Annotated in this window: 19 protein-coding genes; 2 read left to right on the top strand and 17 right to left on the bottom strand. The window is 62.6% G+C overall.

Annotated features, from left to right (window positions below; genetic code table 11):
• Position 1: 1 nt before the first annotated feature.
• The gene (gene rfbB / locus ACZK3J_RS02710; RefSeq protein ID WP_100437836.1) at positions 2 to 1,057 is read right to left on the bottom strand and encodes a dTDP-glucose 4,6-dehydratase; all 1,056 of its coding nucleotides are present in this window, start codon (positions 1,055 to 1,057) and stop codon (positions 2 to 4) included.
• Positions 1,058 to 1,321: 264 nt separating this feature from the next.
• On the opposite strand from rfbB, the gene ACZK3J_RS02705 reads away from it, so the two are divergent.
• Entirely contained in the window at positions 1,322 to 2,068 is a 747-nt protein-coding gene (locus ACZK3J_RS02705) for an electron transfer flavoprotein subunit beta/FixA family protein (RefSeq protein ID WP_049424900.1), read from the top strand.
• Positions 2,068 to 3,009: an electron transfer flavoprotein subunit alpha/FixB family protein gene (locus ACZK3J_RS02700; RefSeq protein ID WP_100437835.1), complete on the top strand. Its 942-nt coding sequence runs from the start codon at positions 2,068 to 2,070 to the stop codon at positions 3,007 to 3,009. The genes ACZK3J_RS02705 and ACZK3J_RS02700 overlap by 1 nt, the downstream gene beginning before the upstream one ends.
• A 25-nt stretch (positions 3,010 to 3,034) precedes the next feature.
• Here ACZK3J_RS02700 and ACZK3J_RS02695 read toward each other — a convergent pair whose 3' ends face one another.
• The 16 genes from ACZK3J_RS02695 to ACZK3J_RS02620 form a co-directional block, all read right to left on the bottom strand.
• Positions 3,035 to 3,700, bottom strand: coding sequence for a PglD-related sugar-binding protein (locus ACZK3J_RS02695; protein WP_100437834.1), 666 nt, complete (start codon positions 3,698 to 3,700; stop codon positions 3,035 to 3,037).
• A 32-nt stretch (positions 3,701 to 3,732) separates the two neighbouring features.
• Positions 3,733 to 4,941 carry an acyl-CoA reductase gene (locus ACZK3J_RS02690; protein ID WP_100437833.1) on the bottom strand — a complete coding sequence of 403 codons (1,209 nt, stop codon included), beginning with the start codon at positions 4,939 to 4,941 and terminating at the stop codon, positions 3,733 to 3,735.
• Between the two features lie 9 nt (positions 4,942 to 4,950).
• Entirely contained in the window at positions 4,951 to 6,066 is a 1,116-nt protein-coding gene (locus tag ACZK3J_RS02685) for a LuxE/PaaK family acyltransferase (protein WP_478476395.1), read from the bottom strand.
• A complete protein-coding gene (locus tag ACZK3J_RS02680; protein WP_100437831.1) occupies positions 6,032 to 7,423 on the bottom strand; it encodes an AMP-binding protein in 1,392 nt (463 codons plus the stop codon). Before ACZK3J_RS02680 ends, ACZK3J_RS02685 begins: the two co-directional genes overlap by 35 nt.
• Positions 7,423 to 8,175 carry an SDR family NAD(P)-dependent oxidoreductase gene (locus tag ACZK3J_RS02675; protein WP_100437830.1) on the bottom strand — a complete coding sequence of 251 codons (753 nt, stop codon included), beginning with the start codon at positions 8,173 to 8,175 and terminating at the stop codon, positions 7,423 to 7,425. The genes ACZK3J_RS02680 and ACZK3J_RS02675 overlap by 1 nt, the downstream gene beginning before the upstream one ends.
• Position 8,176: 1 nt before the next feature.
• Positions 8,177 to 8,419, bottom strand: a complete 243-nt coding sequence (locus ACZK3J_RS02670) for an acyl carrier protein (RefSeq protein WP_100437829.1) — start codon at positions 8,417 to 8,419, stop codon at positions 8,177 to 8,179.
• A 5-nt stretch (positions 8,420 to 8,424) separates the two neighbouring features.
• Complete coding sequence (locus tag ACZK3J_RS02665; protein ID WP_202909475.1) at positions 8,425 to 9,363, bottom strand: glycosyltransferase family 2 protein; 939 nt, start codon at positions 9,361 to 9,363, stop codon at positions 8,425 to 8,427.
• A 14-nt stretch (positions 9,364 to 9,377) separates the two neighbouring features.
• Positions 9,378 to 10,508, bottom strand: a complete 1,131-nt coding sequence (locus tag ACZK3J_RS02660; protein WP_100437827.1) for a DegT/DnrJ/EryC1/StrS family aminotransferase — start codon at positions 10,506 to 10,508, stop codon at positions 9,378 to 9,380.
• Between the two features lie 4 nt (positions 10,509 to 10,512).
• Positions 10,513 to 10,899 carry a GtrA family protein gene (locus ACZK3J_RS02655; RefSeq protein ID WP_157805925.1) on the bottom strand — a complete coding sequence of 129 codons (387 nt, stop codon included), beginning with the start codon at positions 10,897 to 10,899 and terminating at the stop codon, positions 10,513 to 10,515.
• Positions 10,900 to 11,019: 120 nt separating this feature from the next.
• Positions 11,020 to 12,912, bottom strand: coding sequence for a hypothetical protein (locus tag ACZK3J_RS02650; RefSeq protein WP_100437825.1), 1,893 nt, complete (start codon positions 12,910 to 12,912; stop codon positions 11,020 to 11,022).
• Between the two features lie 251 nt (positions 12,913 to 13,163).
• Positions 13,164 to 13,961: a methyltransferase domain-containing protein gene (locus ACZK3J_RS02645; protein ID WP_157805924.1), complete on the bottom strand. Its 798-nt coding sequence runs from the start codon at positions 13,959 to 13,961 to the stop codon at positions 13,164 to 13,166.
• A gap of 165 nt (positions 13,962 to 14,126) precedes the next feature.
• On the bottom strand, positions 14,127 to 14,720 hold the full coding sequence (locus tag ACZK3J_RS02640) for a D-glycero-alpha-D-manno-heptose-1,7-bisphosphate 7-phosphatase (RefSeq protein ID WP_100437823.1): 594 nt from the start codon (positions 14,718 to 14,720) through the stop codon (positions 14,127 to 14,129).
• Positions 14,720 to 15,412 carry a sugar phosphate nucleotidyltransferase gene (locus tag ACZK3J_RS02635; RefSeq protein ID WP_100437822.1) on the bottom strand — a complete coding sequence of 231 codons (693 nt, stop codon included), beginning with the start codon at positions 15,410 to 15,412 and terminating at the stop codon, positions 14,720 to 14,722. Before ACZK3J_RS02635 ends, ACZK3J_RS02640 begins: the two co-directional genes overlap by 1 nt.
• 1 nt (position 15,413) lies before the next feature.
• The gene (locus ACZK3J_RS02630) at positions 15,414 to 15,992 is read right to left on the bottom strand and encodes a D-sedoheptulose-7-phosphate isomerase (RefSeq protein WP_478476394.1); all 579 of its coding nucleotides are present in this window, start codon (positions 15,990 to 15,992) and stop codon (positions 15,414 to 15,416) included.
• A complete protein-coding gene (locus ACZK3J_RS02625) occupies positions 15,989 to 17,017 on the bottom strand; it encodes a GHMP family kinase ATP-binding protein (RefSeq protein WP_100437820.1) in 1,029 nt (342 codons plus the stop codon). The genes ACZK3J_RS02630 and ACZK3J_RS02625 overlap by 4 nt, the downstream gene beginning before the upstream one ends.
• The gene (locus tag ACZK3J_RS02620) at positions 17,014 to 20,424 is read right to left on the bottom strand and encodes a class I SAM-dependent methyltransferase (RefSeq protein ID WP_100437819.1); all 3,411 of its coding nucleotides are present in this window, start codon (positions 20,422 to 20,424) and stop codon (positions 17,014 to 17,016) included. Before ACZK3J_RS02620 ends, ACZK3J_RS02625 begins: the two co-directional genes overlap by 4 nt.
• Positions 20,425 to 20,439 lie beyond the last annotated feature (15 nt).

Genomic DNA, 20,439 nt, shown 5'->3' with positions numbered 1-20,439 from the left:
TTCAGGCTGCAGTGCCGATGCGCTGCAGGCGGTAGCTGCCGTCGAGCACGCCGTTGACCCAGTTCTGGTTGTCCAGGTACCAGTCGACGGTGAAGGCGATGCCCTGCTCGAAGGTGTAGGCCGGTTCCCAGCCCAGGTCGTTCTTCAGCTTCGACGCATCGATCGCGTAACGGCGGTCATGGCCCGGGCGGTCGGTGACGTAGGTGATCTGGCTGCTGCGCGGCAGGCCATCCTCACGCGGGCGGCGCACATCGAGCAGCGCGCAGATGGCCTGCACCACTTCGATGTTCTGCTTTTCCGAGTTGCCGCCGACGTTGTAGGTCTCGCCGACCTGGCCCTTGGCCAGCACGGTGCGGATCGCCTCGCAGTGGTCGGACACGAACAGCCAGTCGCGCACCTGCTTGCCATCGCCGTACACCGGGAGCGGCTCGCCGGCCAGCGCCTTGGCGATCACCAGCGGGATCAGCTTCTCGGGGAAGTGGTAGGGGCCGTAATTGTTCGAACAGTTGGTGGTCAGCACCGGCAGCCCATAGGTGTGGTGGAACGCACGTACCAGATGGTCCGAAGCCGCCTTCGACGCCGAATACGGTGAATTCGGGGCGTACGGGGTGGTTTCGCTGAACTTGCCGGTCTCGCCCAGGGTGCCGTACACCTCGTCGGTGGACACGTGCAGGAAGCGGAACACCGCGCCCTGCTCGGCCGGCAGCGCCTTCCAGTAGTCACGGACCGATTCCAGCAGGCCCAGGGTGCCCACCACATTGGTCTGGATGAAGGCGCCGGGACCATCGATGGAGCGGTCAACGTGGCTTTCAGCGGCGAAGTTCACGACCGCGTCCGGCTGATGCTCGGCCAGCAGGCGGGCGACCAGATCACGGTCGCCGATGTCGCCCTGCACGAACAGGTGGTTCGGGTTGCCATCAAGGCTGGACAGGGTCTTCAGGTTGCCGGCGTAGGTCAGCACATCGAGGTTGATGACCTTGACGCCGCGCGCGACGGCCTCGAGAACGAAGTTACCGCCAATGAATCCGGCGCCGCCGGTGACAAGCCATGTGGGCACTACCTGTTCTCCTGATCGAGATTCGTGGGACGGGGCCTTCATGGCCACGACAATGCAACGTTGAAGGATACAACGGGCCTCCGGTAACACGCGATCACACAAGTGAACTCAGGCCGACTGCATTGCTGCATCGCAACAGCCGGAGCTCCCACCATACGCATTCGCATGGTCACCCCAAGCCAGCTAGAATCGGGGTCCCACCCCCGAACCGGTTGCTGCTCCAGGACCGGACGTTCTCCCCGTTATTGAAGGACCCCGTACCAGATGAAAATCCTCGTCGCGTACAAGCGCGTGGTGGACTACAACGTCCGCATTCAGGTCAAGCCGGACGGTTCCGGCGTGGTCACCGACGGCGTCAAGCTGTCCCCCAACCCCTTCGATGAAATCGCTCTGGAAGAAGCCCTGCGCCTGCGCGACAAGGGCATCGCCAGCGAAGTCGTGGTTGCCACCATCGCCCCGGCCGACGCCCAGGCGCACCTGCGCAACGGCCTGGCCATGGGCGCCAACCGTGCCATCCACGTCGTCACCGACCAAGCGGTCCAGCCGCTGACCGCGTCGCGCACCCTGCTCAAGCTGATCGAAAAGGAGCAGCCGGATCTGGTGATCCTCGGCAAGCAGGCCATCGACGACGACGCCAACCAGACTGGCCAGATGCTGGCCACGCTGTGGGGCCGCCCGCAGGCGACCTTCGCCAGCAAGCTCGAAATTGCCGATGGCAAGGCCACGGTGACCCGTGAAGTCGACGCCGGCCTGGAAACGCTGGAAGTGGATCTGCCGGCCGTGGTCACCACCGATCTGCGCCTGAACGAACCGCGCTTCATCAAGCTGCCGGACATCATGAAGGCCAAGGCCAAGCCACTGGAGACCCTGCAGCTGGCCGACCTCGGCGTTGAAGCCGCCGACACCTTCAAGACCACCCAGTACGCCGCGCCGTCCAAGCGCAGCAAGGGTGTGATGGTCAAGGACGCGGCCGAACTGGTTGCCGCACTCAAGCAGAAGGGGTTGCTGTAATGAGCAGGATTCTCGTCATCGCCGAGCACCACGACGGCAAGCTCAATGCCGCCACCGCCAAGACCGTCAGCGCCGCCGCCACCATCAGCGGTGCCAGCATCGACGTGCTGGTGCTGGCCGCCGATCCGGCCGCTGTCGCCGCTGAAGCCGCGAAGATCGCTGGGGTCGCCAAGGTCCTGACCGTCGCCAACGCGGCCAACGCGCAGGCCATCGCCCAGGTGCTGGCGCCGCAGATCGCACAGCTGGCCAAGGGCTACACCCACGTATTCGGCCCGTCAACCACCTTCGGCAAGGACCTGATGCCGTGCGTGGCCGCCCTGCTCGGCGTCAACCAGGTCTCCGACCTGATGAGCGTTGAAGGCAGCCACACCTTCAAGCGCCCGATCTACGCTGGCAACGCGATCATCACCGTGGAAGCGCCGGCCGACCAGATCGTGGTCGCCACCGTGCGTGCCGCCTCGTGGCCGGAAGCCGCTCAGGGTGGCAATGCCGCCGTTGAAGCAGCAAGCGTCGACGCGGCCCTGCCGACCCATACCCGCTTCGTCGGCCTGGCCGCCGGTGCCAGCGACCGTCCGGACCTGCAGAGCGCCAAGCGCGTGGTTTCGGGTGGCCGTGGCGTCGGTTCGGAAGAGAACTTCAAGGTCATCTTCCAGCTGGCCGACAAGCTCGGTGCTGCCGTCGGTGCCTCGCGTGCGGCCGTCGATGCCGGCTACGTGCCCAGCGACCTGCAGGTCGGCCAGACCGGCAAGATCATCGCGCCGGAACTGTACGTGGCCGTTGGCATCAGTGGTGCGATCCAGCACCTGACCGGCATCAAGGACGCCGGCACCATTGTCGCGATCAACAAGGACGGCGACGCGCCGATCTTCGAGATTGCCGATATCGGCCTGGTGGGGGATCTGTTTGCGATCCTGCCGGAGCTGGAAGCCGCGCTGGGCTGATCCGCGCCGATTGTGCTCCGGATCGTCAGGTCCGGAGCGCGATCACCTGGTAGGTTCCGCGCGCGGAGATCATCTGGCGATCACCTGCACTTGCGCGCACACCGGTATGGCTATCGACAATGCACCCCACTCCCAGACGGGTCTTGGGGTAGATCGTCGCGCGCGTCCCCAGGAAGCAATCGTCGCCGATTGATGCATCGCCATTGAGAGCGGCGTAGGGGGAGAGAACGCTGAACTCCCCGACCTGGGCGCCGTGGCCCACGCTGCAATGCACGTTGACCGCCACTCCGCGGCCAAGCACGGCATTGCGATTGATCACGCTGAAGGGGCATACCAGTACACCATCCCCAAACTGCGCATTCGGAGAGGTTACGGTATTGGTCGACACGAACGGGGGAACGTACACGCCCCGCTCCCAAAGACGTGACAGGATGAGTCGGCGCCCCTTCACCGAACCAACCGCAACGACGACTGCCTGACGTTCCACAGGCTGATAGTCGCCGATCGCGCCGAGATGGATCGACCCGAGCTGGGCGGGAATCGGATTGTCGACACCGTCATCGATGAATCCGGCGATCTTCGGCCCGCCTCCGTGCGCATCCACGCTGAGGTAGTCGAAGACTTCCATACCGAAGCCACCGGCACCGGCAATCACCACCGATTCGATGGCACGATCATTAAGCAATGGCATTCGTGTTCTCCATTCGGACAGTGCAGGGCCGATCAGGCGACAGCGATCTCTCGAGTGAATACCGTCATCAGGTCAAATCCGTCCCAGATGCTCGCGAAATCGAGTGCACTGCCCACCGGTACAAAGCGATCGACACCGGCCAGCGGGGCCTCCTGCACGAACTCGCGCAGCTGCTCTGGCCGCATGCCCAAGTAAGAAACAGTCTGCACCTTGCGTGATAGAAGTGCCCGGAGTTCATCCAGCTGTGCAAGTCGCGACTCGAAGAAGAGACCCGCACCACAATGTGCATCGGCGTGCAGCGCGGGGGTTTCCAACCACAGGCGCGCAACGTCGTTGCCTTTGCCTGCCGGAATACTGACATCGGTCTCGATGGAAAGCAGATCCTGGGCAATACGCTTGTTTACGTAGTCGACGTCACCGAACGAGACACCCTTCTGGCGTACCTTCTGTTCCAGCACGGGCCAAAAGCCATCGCGCGCGCTGTCGACCTCCGCTTCTGTGCCGACCCACAGGATCAGGCGGGGGGACGAGCAGGCCATCTGGTCAAACCAGTAGGCGTCATTGAAGAATCCATCGATCCATCGCGCCTGCTGCTCGTCCGATGCTGCCAGCCAGCCAGCGGCATCGAACAGCCCAAGCGAGAACTTGTTGGCAAATGCAATCTCGGTGGCCGTCGCCGGTAGCGGCACCTGCCTGATCGCCGCCACAGTGGCATCGCCGCCCCATATCACGCGGGTATCGCACTGCGCGGAAAGCAACGCTGTGGTGCGTGCGTCAGCCGCATAGCGCACCACCATGCTGCGTCGTGCGATCTCGGCATGTTCCGGGCGCGAAAGCACGCGACCGATCGCGCCGACCAGCAGATCGGTCTGCACCGATGACTTGGTTGAAAGCCGGACGATATTGCGGTTGCCACACAGCAGGGAGATAAACCACGAGTACACGAAAATCGTGTCCACGTTGGAGGGCGCGAAATGCAGCACGGTGCCACGCGCCACCGACAGCTGTCCGGCGTGGCGACGAAGGTAGGCTTCCTTGAGCCTGACGATGCTGGAGCGCCGCATCCAGAAGGCGAGCGCGGTCAGCTCAGGGTAGCTGCGCGCCTCGGGCATGCCGAACAGCTCCGCAGACAATGCGTCGACAAATGCCACCGACGGTTCGGCGAATGCCGACAGCGGCGGCGCGTCTGACAGGGTTTCGAGGGCGGGGGCTGTCGTAATCAGGGACTGGTAGCTGCTCATGGGCGTGGGTCAGGCGGAAACGTTCGCTGCATCGGCAGCATGGGTGTCACTGCAGCCACGCACCTCGGCGCGTGCAACGCGGCCGTGCACGCGGAATGTACGGCCGAGACGACCACACGGGCAGTCGTCCACACCGATCCACTCACCTACATCTTCGGTCAACAGGCTATGCCCAGGGTAGCTGGTGGGTAGCACCGACAGCACCTGGATCAAGCCCGGCACTCCGGCCGGCAGCGGCTCCCAGGTACTTGGCGCACGGATCCGCACGTCCGCAAACGCAGGGCAATGCAGCCGACCATGCTCGCATTCAACGAAGATGGAACCCACCTGTTCCACCATGCCGTAGAAGTTATGCACGGCACCGATGTTGAATCCATCGACCAGGGACTGCTTGAAAACCTCGTTACTGACCGCTTCGTCCTGTAGCTTCTTCCAGCCGCCACTGTGAATCAGCACCGCATCACTGAAACGCGGCGCATCCGGTCGTCCCTGCAGTGCCTGGACAAAATACTTCCAGACCATGAAGGTGAACCCGAACAGGAATACACGCTGCCCGGCATGCCGCTCCAGGAACGCGCTCACCGCGTCCAGGTTGATCGTCATGTCGTCGTTCAGTGCGTAGGTGTGGTCCCGGCCGAAATTGGACAGGCCGAGAATGCCAGCGCCACGCGCGGAAAAGCTTGCACGGTCCTTCACGACACCGGGATGATCGATGATCAGCATCGGCAAGCGAGCCTTGCCAAGGAACTGTTGCATGATCAGTACCAACGCACGCGTCTGCGCGGTCGCCGTGTCGCGATCAAGGATGATCCTGGACACGGTCTGCGAGGTGGTTCCTGACGAGGTCAGCACCTTGAAACGCTGGTCATCGGGTGTCGAGCTCAGTTCATGTTCCTTGAAGAGGCGCACGGGCAGGAAAGGAATGCCATCAACGCTGTGCTCTGATCCGGCGACATGCCCATGGGCCTGCAACACGCGCGCATACGGCGCGCAGTGCTCCGCATGGTGTACCGTCAACCGGCTCAACAGCTGCTTCAGCAGCGCTTCTTTTTCGACAGCGCCAACGCCATAGACAGGCAGGGCGAAATAATCACGTTGCACGGGGGCCCCCTTGGGCTGCCTCAACCTGTTGAAGAAGGTCTGCGTAAAGGATCTTGCCGGACGAAGACACCGGGATGGCATCGACCGAAAGCACCTTCACCGCCACCGGATTCAGCTTGTACCGCGTAGCGATGTCCTGTCTGAGACGCTCGAGAGCGCCATCCTCAGGCTGGGTAAGTACAGCAACGATCAGGTCATCGCGTCCGGTCATGACCACGTCCCAGCCTGCGCCGCGCAGCGTCGCCTCCATTTCATCCAGGCCGAACCGGTTGCCGAACACCTTGATCATCCGCTTCAGGCGCCCCACGACATAGAAGTAGCCGTCGGCATCGAACCGCGCCAGATCTCCGGTGCGAAGCTCACCCAGTTGGCTGTCGCCCAGCACCAGGTCCTGCGGACCCTCGGCGTAGCCGAGCATCACATTCGGCCCTCGATAGCACAGTTCGCCCACTTCGCCGGCATGCTGGACAAGCGCCCCCTGTTCGTCGACCAGCGAAAGCGCTCCGTCTGGGATGGCGATACCAACTGAGCCAATCTTGGAGGCCAGTGCGTCATGCGGGACGTAGGCGATGCGAGCCGTCGCTTCAGTCTGCCCATACATCACGAAGAAGCGCTGATTGCGTTGACTCGCCAGGTCGTGGAACCACTGGATCGTGGGTTCGGCCAGGCGACCGCCGGCCTGCGTCATGGTCTGCAACGACGGCAGCGCCATCCGTTCGAAGCGGAACTGACGCAGCATTTCATAGTGGGTTGGCACACCGGAGAAACTGGTGGCTTCGTGCTGTCGGAAGAAATCCCAGAAAGATCGGGAAACCACCGATTCGCTGGTCAGCAGCAAGGTCGCCCCTGCCAGCAGATGGCTGTTCACCACCGACAGGCCGTACGAATAGTGCACCGGCAGCGAGGTGATCGCCCGCTGGCTGGCATCTATGCCGAGATAGGATGCGATCGAGCGTGCGTTCGCCTGCAGGTTTTCGGCAGAGAGTCGGACCAGCTTCGACGAGCCTGTACTGCCCGAGGTTGGCAACAGAACCGCCAGTTCCGCACTGGCGGGTGCGGGTCGCAGATTGGTCGCATGCCACTGACCTTCGGCGTCGATTACGTGGCTGATGCAGTAGTGCTCGATGACCTGTGCACGCAGCGCATCGTTCAGCGTAGCGTCCAGAAGCAGCACGGGCTGTCCTGCGCGCAGCGCGCCCAGGTACGCCAACAGGTTGGGCAGCGTGTTGGCACACTCCAGCGCGATCACCCCCCAACCACGATCGGCAGCGCCCCACATGGCGTCTGCACGCACGGCCAGCTCACGGTAATCCAGCGTTTCTCCACCGGGGAGGATCACCGCAATCCGGTCACCATGCTGTTCCAGAGTACGCGCGAACATCAAATCAGCATCCCACCGTCGACCCCGATGACCTGTCCGGTCACATAGGACGAAAGATCTGAGCCAAGGAAAACCGCCACATTGGCCACTTCCGCCGGAGCGCCGACACGGTCCATGGCGATGGATGCCACGCGCTCGGCATACTTCTCCGAACCGATGGAACGCGCCATGTCCGTATCGATGAACCCCGGCGCGATGGCGTTGACCCGGATGTTCGTCGGCGCCAGCTCCTTGGAAAGCGACAACGTGATACCTATGACTGCGGCCTTGCTGCCGCCATACACGGCCTGCCCGACATTGCCATTCACGCCGATGATGGATGCAAGGTTGATGATGGAACCACCACCGTTACGCGCCATCAAACGGCTTGCATATTGGGCGCAGTACAACACTCCGTAGGTATTGACAGAGAATACCTGCTGGATCTGCTCCGGAGTCACCATGCCGATCAACGCATCCTGCAACACACCGGCGTTGGAGACGAGGACGTCAAGCCGGCGATGTTGCTTGAACACCCCCTGGAACGCGTCGCGCACGGAACCGGGATCGGTTACGTCCAGTGCAACGACGTCCAGCCGGGCGTCCGGCGTGGTCTCGCGCACACTGTCCAACAGTGCTTGCAGACCGGCAAGATCACGGGCGGTCGCCACGACATGGGCTCCCTGCGCCAGATAGGCGCGCACGGTCGCCTCACCGATACCACGTGATGCCCCGGTGATCAGCGCTACCTTTCCATCCAGCAGGCCAGCCATATCAGAACTCGACGCCGTGCTTCGCCAGAATTTCCTTGGCCTTGGCAACCGAGCTCATGTCGATGATGTCGTCGGTATCGAACATGACGTCAAACTCGTTCTCGAGCTGCGAAACCAACAGCATGTGGGCAATCGAGTCCCATTCGGGAATGCTGTTGTAAAGCAGTCCATCGACCACGCGGGAAGCGTCGATGTTCAACGCGGCGGAATAGACGGACACCAGGCGTTCGTTGCTGTTACTCATCTGTGTTACTCCAACTCATTCTTGGAAATGGCAGCCTTCTCAGCTGAATCTTCTCGGATGATGTACATCGGCTTGGCACGGATCTCATCGAGAATCCGCCACAGGTACTCACCGATTACACCCAGCATCAACATGATCATGCCGCCCACCACCAGAATCGCCACCATGATCGGCGCCCAACCCGAGAAGGGGGTCAGGTCGAACAAGCGTGAAACAGCGATTACCACCGCATAGCACAGGCCCAGCATGGCAAGGACAGTGCCGGACAGCGACATCAGGCGGATGGGCAGGTAGGAGCCGTCGATAATGAAATCGAAGGCCAGCTTCAACTTCTTGCTGAAGTTGTACTGTGACTTTCCGATCTCACGCTTCCGGCGCACGTAGGGGATGTAGGCGGTGGGGAATCCGGCCCAGAGCACGTCACCCTGGAAGAACCGATGCCTGCCCTTCATGCTCATGAACAGCGTCAGCGCACGTCGACTCATCAGCGTGAAATCGAAACCGCCGGCAGGCATGTTCGGATTGGACATGCGCAGAATGCCGTACACGATGCGCGAAAACAGCGACGAGGTGAAATTGTCTTCGCGGTCGGCCCGATGGGCGATGACCACTTCGTTGCCCTGTTCCCACTTGCGGATCATCTCTGCCGTCAGCTCGACTGGATCCTGCATGTCGGCAGACATGTTGATGACGGCATCACCGCTGGCGGCATCGAAACCGGCCAACGTCGCCGACAGCTGGCCGAAATTGCGGGTGAACGAGATCGAGCGTACCCGCGGATCCTGTGCGCTGACCCGCAGCATTTCCGCGTGGGAGTCATCCTTGGAGCCATCGTTGACGAACACGATCTCGTAATCGTGCTCCGGCAGGGTGCTGGCGAACAGATCACGGATCGCCGCCCACGTCAGTTCGATGGAACCTTCATTGTGGTAGACCGGAATCACATAGCTGATGGTGCTCACAACGGTGCTCCCACAGTTTCAGCAGAGAGCACCCGTACCAGAGCATCGATTACCGTACGCATTTCCTCGTCGCTGATGCCGGCGAAGAAGGGCAGGCCGAGAATACGATCACCAATGGACGAGGTAACGGCCAGCGAGCCGCTGCTTGCGTAGTGTGAAAGAACGCCGTGGGCGTGGAGCGGCGGGCAGTACCAGCGCCGCGTGTCGATTCCCTGATCACGCAGTGCGTTACCAATGGTCAACGCATCGCTCCGCTCCGGCAGCAGCACCGGAAGCAGCGGATAGATCCCGTCAGGGTCCTTGTCCTGCAGTTTCAGGGCCGGGCAGGCCTGCAGCAGGTTCCGCACATACCGGGCGTGCAGCTCGCGACGCTGGGCGATGATGTCAGGCCACTCGTCCAGTGCCGCCAGACCCACCGCAGCATGGTACTCACTGAGCTTCCCGTTGGTGCCCAGGCCCGCCAGCTCTCCGCGCGCAGCATCGATGCCGAAGTTGGCCAACTGGCGAATGCGCTTGATGCGGTCTGTGTTGAACGACACGACCAGTCCACCCTCGCCACTACCAATGGATTTGGTCGCGTGGAAACTGAACACCACATCCGTGGTGCGGCCGATCGGCTGGTTGCCGAAGGCACCGGCCGCATCGATCAGCACTGGAATACCGGTGCGTTCGCTGAAGGCATCCCAGGCAGCGACGTCATGCTGCTTGCCGAAGGTGCTGACCGGCATTACCAGATCGAACGCCGCGCCGTCTGCCAGGGCCTGTTCAGCGATGGCCGGAGTCAGGCACCAGCCGGAAGGGTCGATATCGCTGAACAGCGGGCTCGCGCCGGCTCGGACGATGGCGGTGGCGGTGGCAACGAAGGTCAGAGACGGCAACAGGACGTGCGCCCCTTCAGGCAGCGAGAATGCCTGGATGGCCAGCTCCAGGCCCACAGTACAGTTGGAAACTGTCGTCAGGTGATTGGCTTCCAGCCCCTGGCCGAGTTCGGTTGCCAGACGCTGTTCGAACTCGCCATTCAACGGCCCATAGTTGGTGTAAATCCGATTCTGATCAATCTTTCGGAGATACGGATAAACCTTGTCCGCGGATGGCATCCTGGGAATCAACAACGGAATACGACGCATCGGGTCACCGGGAGAAAGAAAAATACTTGTGAGCGAAATAACTGGCGACAGTCGAAACCATCACGAACACCGCTTGAATTACTCGGGGATCAACGTCGAAGAACCTGACGCAGACCGGAAGCGCTACAACATTGACGACGAAGATTGTCGAATTGGCCAGAAGAAACCGGCCGAATTCGCGAACCCACGGCGCGCGGGAACGGAACACAAAGACACGCTGATTGAAAAAGGCAATGGGGAGCGCGATGAGATAGGCCACCACCAGGATGGGGACCGGACCTGCCCAAGGATCCATCAGCGCAAAGGCGAGCAGGAAGCAGGCATAGCCGATCACCGTGTTCACGGCGCCAACGGCAAGGAACCGCAGCTTCTCGGATTTGAGGAGACGCACCAGGCGCTCCTGCTCCACTCTCCACACCACCAGCGCTCCCAGCCATTGAATCGGTTACCGCGCCTCAGGGCGCAGGGCATTAGCTGTAAAATCTTAACATAGCCCTGCCCCCCGGCCCGGTCAGGGGCTAGCCACGCCGATGCTGCGCAGCAACACTCTCCCCGAGTGGTCGTCAGGCAACGTCGCATAGACATAGGCCTGAGTCGCACCGCTGGGGGCGACAGCCAGAAGGGGGTAGGTATGGGATACCAACCCCACGTCCACGACTTCGATCTGGGTGGAGATGAACTGACCGTCCGCGCCATGCCAGTTGACCTGCAGGCGCATCTTGCCCGGCCGCCCATCCGCGGACTGTGCGGTATACAGGACGATGTGGCGGTCCAGTTCATTCACAGCCTGCTGCCGAGTCATTTCCGACAACCCGCGCAGTTCCAAGCCCTCATCGCTCACCTGCGCCGGCGCGATGCCGACCCAACTGGACCAATCCTTGCCAATACCGAGTTCACGGGTCGGTGCCGGCAGCGCCGCGGGGTCCATCAGGCGTCGCGCCTGTTCAGCGGAGATCACGCTGAATCCCGGACGGCCGCGAAGATTCGGCTCACCTATGACAAGACCGTAGCTGAAGTCCCGGACATTCCCCTTGCTGAATTCGGCGCGTGGATACAAGCAGTGGCCTTTCGGCAGGTTCAGGCGGCAGTAGACCTTGCCATCCTCGCCCAGGACCCAGCTGATATCCGGCTCGGGTCCTGCCACGACCACACCGTGCCCGCTCTGGCGCAGGGTGCTCAGTGAATCGCTGATGGACACGGCAAGGCGCGCACCGGCAATGCTGGCAATCGACCACATGCTGCCAAAGAACATATAGAACAGCTGGGTGACGGCCAGCACAGACAGGATGATGATCTGCGCGCGGTGCCGGTAGCCGGCGAAGACGAACAGCAGCAGGAATGCCATGGCCGGGAACATCCAACGGGCTTCCTGCCGTGCCGCACCCGGCAAGCTCGCGATCGCAACCAGGCCGAGAATCGCAGCGAGGAAAGCCAGCATCGGCATCAGGAAGGTCGTCGACCGCCATTGCGGACGCAGCCAAGGCAGGCACCAAGCCAGCAGAGAGACTGCTGCCAGAGGCACGAAAACGTACAGATATCGCGGCGCCGCATGGTTGAACATGCCAACGAAGTACTGCGGGCCGTAGTTGCCGCCCAGGAACAGATTCACCAGATAGGTCGCAGACACCTTCAGCGTGTCGATCGATACACTGACGGTCTGTCCGGACGTCCCCATCGCCACCGACTGGTTGGACAGCGCTTTCACCGCAAGGATGTACAGGCCAAGCGGGACAACGGCAGCGACCAGAGCGAAGATCAGAGGCTGGGCGCCGATGGTCCTGCGCATGGGCCACCAGCGCAGGACGGCCACACCAGACAGACCCAGCAATGCCAGCGCGTAGCGTTCATGGGTGAACACGGACAGGATGAAAAACAACAGCGCCAGTACCATGCATGAAGCACGCTGACGCTGCATGAACACCAGGCCCTGCATGGATAGGGCGACACCGCCCAGCAGGAACAGAAGACTGATCGCCTCGACTGTTCCGGAGACGTAGTCGAAGTACAGCATGATGTTGAAGCGGCACGCCACCATCATCGCCGCTGCCAACAGGGCAACGCCCCGGCGAGCATTGAAATGCACCCGTGCAATCCCATAGACCAGCGCGGCACATCCCGCCAATGCTGCACAATTGACCATCATGGTCATCCAGCGCGGCAGATCCTGGGAAACGATGACCGCCCAGATGAAGTTCATCACGATGCGCGGCTTGTAACTGTTCAGCCCCGTGAAAACCCCCATCAACGTGTTGCCACTATGCTCTCCGAAGTTGAAGGAGAACATCTCATCGCCGAAGTAGTAGGGATGATAGAAGTAGATGGACAGCGCGAAAGTCACTGCTGCGATGGCCGCCAGATCGACCAGGCGAACGACCGACTTTCCAGCCAAGATCTTGTTATACATCGACACACAGCTCCATTGATTCAAAGCGCCGCAAGGCTTCGCCCCTGCTCGACCCGAGCGACCCTGCCCAGGCTCCGGCAGGAGCCATGGGCAACCGCAGTGGCGAACAGGCAAGGGGCGTACACGGCCATTCCGCACTTGATGCCGGCAGCGACCGGACCAAGATAGTAGCAGTGCGACACGCTGCAAGGCGCACCCCCTGGCGCGACCGCACCCCCTTCCCATGCTGCGAAGGCGAGGCCCCAGGCGCGCTAGAGGTAGGCGCGGGCGCTTTCGCGCGCCAGAATGTGCATGACGGTCCCCATGTCGGCATCGGTCAGCAGGTCCACATTGGCCTGCGGTGCCGACCATATGCGGTCGGCCAGCGGTACCTTCTGCCGAGGATCATCCGAGTGAACCTCAACCACGAATGCCCAGCTTTTACCTTGCAACGGCAGAACGCGGAAGCCATAAGGCTCGAACAACCTGCGCGCAGCACTTTCCGACCAGCAGGTGATGTGCCCGCGATGGAATGGATCCAGGTAACCCGGATCCTCGGTCCGTACGTACTCGGTCAGGCCGGTGTTGAAAAGAAAGAGCGCCCCCGGAGCGGCGACCTTGCGAAGGGAACCGGCCAGTGATCTGACCATGGCAGGCGTCAGGTGTTCAACCACCTCCACGCAGATGCCACACTCGAATGTCATCCCGATATCGGCCAGGTCACCACACATGTAGTTTGCGTGGCTGGAGCGGTGCGCCGGCTCTGGCGGAAACTTTTCCACTCCGTAGAAACAATGCGAACTCTTCGGCAGGTAGCGTTGGACCGCATCCAACAGGAAACCAGGACCGGTACCGATGTCGATGAAATGCTGGACTGGAATCGAGCAATAAAGCAATGCCTCGCCCAACCGGGCAAGTGAAGATCCATAGGATCGATCACGTGCCGATCGCAGTTCGGATCGCCAATAGTCCTCATCGTACTCCCGGGAAGATTCCCCAGCGTCGATCGAAGCAATCAGCGCCGGATCGGCGAATATGAAATCACAGGTGCAGCACTCAAGGTACTGCACGCCATCAACCACCCTGAAGGCGGTAGCGGGCTCGTTGCACAGTAGACAGTTTCCCGTCGACGACACAGATCTGAAACGCGCCACAACCCTCTCCCGGAAGGATGGAGAGGGCATCGTAGCAGCACAGGGTTACCCCGGCATCGGGCGGACTTCGCGGTGGCTCGGCTACAACTGACGCTGCACCGCAGCGAGGTCAGGCACAAAGACGGTTTGCTGCGGCGCATCACCCTTACCCACATCACCAGCGATCAGGAACAGCTTCCCAAGACCTGCAGCTGCGCCCGCCTGCATGTCTGAAATCTTGTCGCCGACAAACACGGCCTGGGCAGGATCGACCACGAACTGCTCGATCGCCTTCAGCAGCATGCCCGGACCAGGCTTGCGGCACAGGCAGTCGATCTTGAATTCGCCCAAGCCGGCTTGGGGATGATGTGGGCAGAACCACGTGCCCAGCAGCGGCGCCCCGACCTGTTGCAGCTGCTCGTGCTGCCAGCGCGTGTAAGCGGTGAAGTCCTCGACGCTGTAGAGTCCACGCGCGATGCCGGCCTGGTTGGTCGCCACCACGATCTGGTATCCCAGGCGCGCGGCATCGGACAGCAGCGGCAGGATACCTGGGACCCACTCGGTCCGATCCGGTGTATGCACGTAACCGTGATTGACGTTGATCACCCCGTCCCGATCAAGGAACAGTACTGGTGCACCGGGCCGCCGTGCGGCCGGCCCGACGACAAAGCCCGGCACGTTCTGCGGCGTCGCCATCAGCCGGCCCCGAAAAGCGTCTGCGCACGCCGGAAGTCTTCCGGCACTCCGATGTCGATGAACGCGGCAGTATCCACCAGCGCACCGACCTGGCCATTGACCGCAGCCGGCTCGAGCACCCGCTTCTCGAACGAAAATGCTCCCTCGTCCGGCAGTGCCGCAAGCGCCGAGGCGCTCAGAAAGTAGCTGCCAGCATTGATCAGGCCGGTTCCACCTGGGCGTTTTTCATGGAAGCGCAGCACCCTGCCCTGCTCGACATCAACTGTACCGTATCGCGAAACATCCTCCACCCGCGCAAGCGCGATCGACATCGGCAGGTCCTGTGCGGCTGCTTCCAGAGCGGCCGGCGCGTACTCGAGGTAGGTGTCGCCATTGCAGACGTGCATCCCCTCACCCTGCGCCAGCCGTGCCGCGGCGGCGATCGCGCCGCCGGTGCCGAGGGGTGTTTCCTCGCGCGAGTAGACCACGTCCATGCCCGCCCAACGGGCGCCGATGGTCTGCTCCACTACATCACCGAGGTAGCCGGTAGCCAGGATCACACGACGCATGCCGGCGGCCGCATAACGGTCCAGCAGGTAGGCCAGAAAAGGGCGTCCCGCTACCGGTGCCAGTGGCTTGGGCAGATCGGGTACTTCACTGCGCAGGCGGGTGCCAAAGCCGCCGGCCAGGATCAGGATCTCGTCGACAGCCATGTCAGCGCGGGAACATCTCGCTTTCGATCAACGCACACAGCAGATGGCCGATGAATTCGTGGCCTTCCTGGATGCGCGGCGTTTCGTTGGACGGCACGCGGAAACAGATGTCGCAGCGATCCTTCATGTCACCGCCATGCTCGCCTGTGAAGCCGATCACGCGGACGCCCTTGGCCTCGGACGCCTCCAGCGCGCGCATGATGTTCTTTGAACGGCCCGAGGTCGAAATCGCGACGAACACATCACCTTCCTGACCGAGGGCTTCAATCTGCCTGGCGAAGGTGTAGTCGTAACCATAATCGTTGCCGATCGCAGTCAGGATCGAGGTATCCGTGGTCAGTGCGATCGCCGGCAACCCCGGGCGATCGTAGTAGAAGCGGCTGACCAGCTCGCCGGCCCAGTGCTGCGCATCTGCGGCACTGCCACCGTTGCCGGCGAAGAGGATCTTGCGCCCAGCCTTCAGCGCGCCGACGCACAATGCCACCGCCTGTTCGATCTGCGCGGCCAGCGCGGCATCCGCCGACATGCTCTGGAAGTTCTCGAGAGTCTTGCCGAACTCGGCCTTGATGAAGTCGTTCATCCGATTTTCCATGCCGTTGCACCTTGGTGGGTGAAGTGTGTATCAAAAACGGAGCCGCCGGCGCCTGCCAGTGCACGCACCAGGTCGACCCGGTGTGCCGGATCGCAGAGGAACATCATGAAGCCACCACCGCCGGCGCCGGAGACCTTGGTCGCACGCGCGCCGTGGCGCATCGCCAACGCTTCGATCTCATCGATCATCGGGTTGGAGATGCTGCTGGCGCTGAGCTTCTTGGCTTCCCAACCGGACTGCATTACCTGCGCCAGCCGCTCGAAATCACCGCGCAGCAGCGCTTCCTTCATCTGACTGGCCTCGACCTTCAGCCGATGCATCGCATCGAGCGAACTGGCCTTGCCTTCCTTGATGTTGCGCGACTGCTCGTCGATGATTTTTGCGGAAGCACGCGACACGCCGGTGAAGTAGAGCACCAGGCCAGCCTCGAGCTCGGACCAGATCCATTCCTTGATACGCAGCGGGTTCACGATCACCCGGTCAGCATCATAGAACTCCATGAAATTGAAACCGCCAAATGCGGCCGCATACTGGTCCTGCTTGCCGCCGGACAGCTGCAGGTCGACGCGCTCGATGCGGTATGCCAGCTGTGCGATCTCGTACTCGCCCAGCGGCAGCGCGAAGTACTCTGCGAAGGCGGTGACCAGAGCGACGACCATCGTCGAGGACGAGCCCAGACCCGAGCCCGGCGGCGCATCGGAATGCGCGCGGATGCGGATGGCCGGGCGCTCGCCTTGCAGGAAGTCGTTGCAGACCCGCAGGTAGACGCCCTTCATCAGCTGCAGCGGGCCGGGACCGGCATCTACCGCATGCGGATCGACGCGCTCGCAAGCACCCGCATCCTGTGCGTGGAACTCGACCAGGCCATCGGGCGAGCCATCGAGGGTCGCGTAGGCAAACTTGTCGATGGTCACGTTCATGACAAAACCGCCGAACTGGTCGCAGAACGGCGAAACATCAGTGCCGCCGCCGGCCAGGCCAAGGCGCAGCGGCGCGCGCGAACGAACGATCATGCTTTCTTCTCCATTGCGAATGCCGATTCCAGCGCACGGCCCAGTGCATCGCGCGAGAACTGACCGCGGCAGTAGCTGGCGGCTGCACGCGACCGCTGCAGCCACAGCGCATCATCTTCCAGCAACGACAACAGCCCTGCGGCTAGGCCATCGGCCTCGTCGGCAACAGTGACCACCGCCTCCAGACCGACCAGGCCCTGAGCGCCAATACCGGTAGTGACCAGCGGCAGACCTTGCTGCATGGCTTCGACAACCTTGCCCTTGACGCCGGCACCAAAGCGCAGCGGCACGATGGCCACGCGCGCGGCGCCGTAGCGCTGGGCCAGTTCCTCGTCGCTGACGAAGCCGGTCACCTCGACATGCTCGCCTGCCAGGGCGCGTACGGCGTCGGTCGGGTTGGAGCCGACCAGCGACAGTTTCACGCCAGGGTGGCGCGCCCAGACCTGCGGCATCACCGACTCGACCAGCCATCGTGCGGCGTCGACGTTGGGACCATGGGCGAAACCGGCGACGAACAGGACGCCGGCGCGCTGCGCGGGCACGGCGTCATCATTGAAGTGATCGAAGGCATACGGCAGGATCGCGCGTGAATCGACCGACGGCTCCAGCGCGCGCACATCCTGCGCCTCTTCGGCCGACGGGTAGAGAACGCGGTCGACGGCCTTCCAGATGCGCCGCTCCAGCAGTTCCATCGAACGTGCCTCGCCATCGCTGCCACCATTGCGGGTGACTTCCATGTCCATGCGACGGAAGTGCAGGTCGTGGCCGTAGTAGACGCTGCGGACATCCGGGTGCTTGCGCAGGGCATCGATGTAATGCTCAGCGATATGCGGGCGCGACAGCATCACGGTACGCACATGCGGGTTGTCCTGCAGATAGCGCGCGAAGCCGCCCACCCACTGGCCGCCATACATCACTTCCACGCCACGCGCCTGCAGCGGCGGGGTGTAGATCGGATCGAAATACAGGTTGTCGGCCCAGAACTTGACGACGCAGCCACGCGCCAGCAGCGCATCGATGAAGGCAATCATGGTCCGCGAACCGGCATCACGATCAGGCTGCGGCACGTAGTGGTCGACGATCAGCACCGTTTCCTTCTGCCAGGCACGGTCGCGCGCCAGCACCACGTGCTCCCCATTGGGTTCGTGCCGTGCCAGTTCGTCCTGCCAGCGCTCGCGCAGCTTCTTCTGGTTGGCGACCTGGTAGGCCTTGATGCCGCTGCCGGTATCGGTGCCGTGGGAGATGCCTTCGTAGTGCACGACTTCCGAGGTCGGGCAGTAGTAGAGCTGGTAACCCGCCTTGCGCACGCGGAACGCCAGGTCCGAATCCTCGCAGTAGGCCGGAACGAACTCGGGATCGAAGCCGCCCAGCTCACGCAGCAGCGCGCTGGGAATGAGCAGGCTCGCGCCGCTGCAGTAGTCCACCGGCCGCAGGTAGTTGTACTGGCTGCTGGCCGGGTTATCCAGGCGGCCGTAGTTCCAGGCCGAGCCGTCCCGCCAGATGATGCCACCGGCTTCCTGCAGACGGCCATCGGGATAGACCAGCTTGGAACCGACCATGCCGCAGTCGGGCATGCGCTGGAATACGTCCAGCATCTGGTCCATCCAGCCCGGGCGCACTTCGGTGTCGTTGTTGAGGAAATAGGTGTAGCGGCCGCGCGCCAGTTCCAACGCCTGGTTGCAGGACAGCAGGAAGCCAAGGTTCTTCGGATTGTGATGAAAACGCAGGCCCGGTACCGGCACCAGCTTCTCGATCTCGGGATCTCCAGAGGCATCCTCCAGCACCAGTACTTCATAGCTCACTGCCGGCGGGTGGGCGGCGATCGAGCGCAGGCAAGCCAGGGTGTGCGGCAGGTTGCCGTAGGTGGGAATGACGATGCTGACTTCCGGCGATTCATGCGCCGGGAAGGACAAGGTCTTCAGCACTTCGTCGGGGTCTTCCACCACTGCTTGCAGAGCCAGGCCGGCAGGCGGCTCGATTTGCGCCTTGTCATGACGCAGCAGCCAACCGCGCACCGGACGCGCCAGCGGCGCCAGCAACGGGTGGCGCGCCAAGCCACTTGCACGCAGCGACGCAATAATGGCCGGCACATCCCCGCGCAGCAGGCGCGAGGCGAAACGCATTGGGCGCGTGATGCGCCAGGACTTGGAGGCGAGCACCTTTGCAAAAGCATCGTTCAGGCTCTCCAGCTGCTCGTCGTATTCGCGGATGACGCGCTGTACTTCCAGCTCGGTGGTACCTTCCGCACCGGGCCGGAAGGCAAGACCAGAGCGCCGCTGCAGTTCACGGCTGACTTCCGAACGGCTGGCAACGGTCTCATGGGCCGTCTGCAGCAGTCTGCGCAGCTCGGCCGCTTCGTGCTGCGATGCTGCCTGGTGCCGTTGCAGGTCAGCTTCGACGTCCGCCTTCTCACCCTGCACCTGTTCCAGCTGCGCCTGCAGCGCATCATTGCGGGCACGCAACTCAGCGGCGCCATTGCGGCCGCCACCGGCCTGGACAACCTGGTCCAACTCCAGCGCCCAGCGCGTACGATCCTCGAACTCGCCTTCCAGCCGCTGGTAATCGCGCTTGGCCGCTTCCAGCTCCGACTCCAGCGACAGAGCCCACGCGTAGATCGATTCCTTTTCCGAGCCCAGCCGCGAGGCTTCGGTCTCGGCGGTCTCGGCACAGACACGGTCGGTGCATGCTGCGCCCAGGCGTGAGAACGCACCGCGGACCAGCGCCTCCGCGGCCGGCACGCCGGCACTGGCGAACAGTGCCCTCATGGTCTCGCCGATGTCGCCACCCACGGCGATGACGCCCAGGCCGTTGCCGTGCAGGAACTCGAAGCTCGGGTAGCGCTCGCGCAGCGGCGCGAAGAAGCGTTGGACGCCGAACCCTTCGGTGTGCACGTTGGTATCGTGGAACAGCACCACGCCGCGCGAGGACATCTTCGGCAGCCACGTGGTGAAGTCGTGCGAGACCGCCTCGAAGGTGTGCAGACCGTCGATGTGCAGCAGGTCGACCGAGCCATCGGGCACTTCGTCCAGCGCGTCGTCGAAGGTCATCCGGAGCAGGGTCGAGAACGCGGCGTAGCTGCGTTGGTTGCGCTCGACGACACTGCGATGGATATCGTTTTCGTAGTAACCGGCCTGCGAGTCACCTTCCCAGGTGTCGACCGCATGGCAGCGCGTGTCCAGGCCCATCTCCTTGACCGCCTGGCAGAACGCGAAATACGAGATGCCACGATGAGAACCGAGCTCGACCAGCGAGCGCGGTCGGTGCGCCTGGATCACCCAGAATGCAAATGGAACATGCTCCAGCCAGCCCGATGTTTCCAGGAACTCCGGACGGGTGAACATTGCACCGTGACGAAAAATGGCTGCGGTCGGATCCGCCGCACCTTCAATGATCAACTCGTCTGCCATCTTCCACTTCCCTCA

Source organism: Stenotrophomonas sp. 86428_Sma (genome assembly GCF_056481585.1).
The sequence above is the reverse complement of the archived record's forward strand: the minus strand, read 5'-3'. Positions and strand labels throughout refer to the sequence as shown.

Excerpts from the sequence above, each read along its gene's own strand:
- ACZK3J_RS02630 (WP_478476394.1), bottom strand. The coding sequence starts at position 15,992 with ATGAACGACTTCATCAAGGCCGAGTTCGGCAAGACTCTCGAGAACTTC.
- ACZK3J_RS02695 (WP_100437834.1), bottom strand. The coding sequence starts at position 3,700 with ATGCCATTGCTTAATGATCGTGCCATCGAATCGGTGGTGATTGCCGGT.
- ACZK3J_RS02650 (WP_100437825.1), bottom strand. The coding sequence starts at position 12,912 with ATGTATAACAAGATCTTGGCTGGAAAGTCGGTCGTTCGCCTGGTCGAT.
- ACZK3J_RS02670 (WP_100437829.1), bottom strand. The coding sequence starts at position 8,419 with ATGAGTAACAGCAACGAACGCCTGGTGTCCGTCTATTCCGCCGCGTTG.
- ACZK3J_RS02660 (WP_100437827.1), bottom strand. The coding sequence starts at position 10,508 with ATGCGTCGTATTCCGTTGTTGATTCCCAGGATGCCATCCGCGGACAAG.
- ACZK3J_RS02620 (WP_100437819.1), bottom strand. The coding sequence starts at position 20,424 with ATGGCAGACGAGTTGATCATTGAAGGTGCGGCGGATCCGACCGCAGCC.
- ACZK3J_RS02690 (WP_100437833.1), bottom strand. The coding sequence starts at position 4,941 with ATGAGCAGCTACCAGTCCCTGATTACGACAGCCCCCGCCCTCGAAACC.
- ACZK3J_RS02680 (WP_100437831.1), bottom strand. The coding sequence starts at position 7,423 with ATGTTCGCGCGTACTCTGGAACAGCATGGTGACCGGATTGCGGTGATC.
- ACZK3J_RS02675 (WP_100437830.1), bottom strand. The coding sequence starts at position 8,175 with ATGGCTGGCCTGCTGGATGGAAAGGTAGCGCTGATCACCGGGGCATCA.
- ACZK3J_RS02635 (WP_100437822.1), bottom strand. The coding sequence starts at position 15,412 with ATGGCTGTCGACGAGATCCTGATCCTGGCCGGCGGCTTTGGCACCCGC.
- ACZK3J_RS02700 (WP_100437835.1), top strand. The coding sequence starts at position 2,068 with ATGAGCAGGATTCTCGTCATCGCCGAGCACCACGACGGCAAGCTCAAT.
- ACZK3J_RS02705 (WP_049424900.1), top strand. The coding sequence starts at position 1,322 with ATGAAAATCCTCGTCGCGTACAAGCGCGTGGTGGACTACAACGTCCGC.
- ACZK3J_RS02640 (WP_100437823.1), bottom strand. The coding sequence starts at position 14,720 with ATGGCGACGCCGCAGAACGTGCCGGGCTTTGTCGTCGGGCCGGCCGCA.
- ACZK3J_RS02625 (WP_100437820.1), bottom strand. The coding sequence starts at position 17,017 with ATGATCGTTCGTTCGCGCGCGCCGCTGCGCCTTGGCCTGGCCGGCGGC.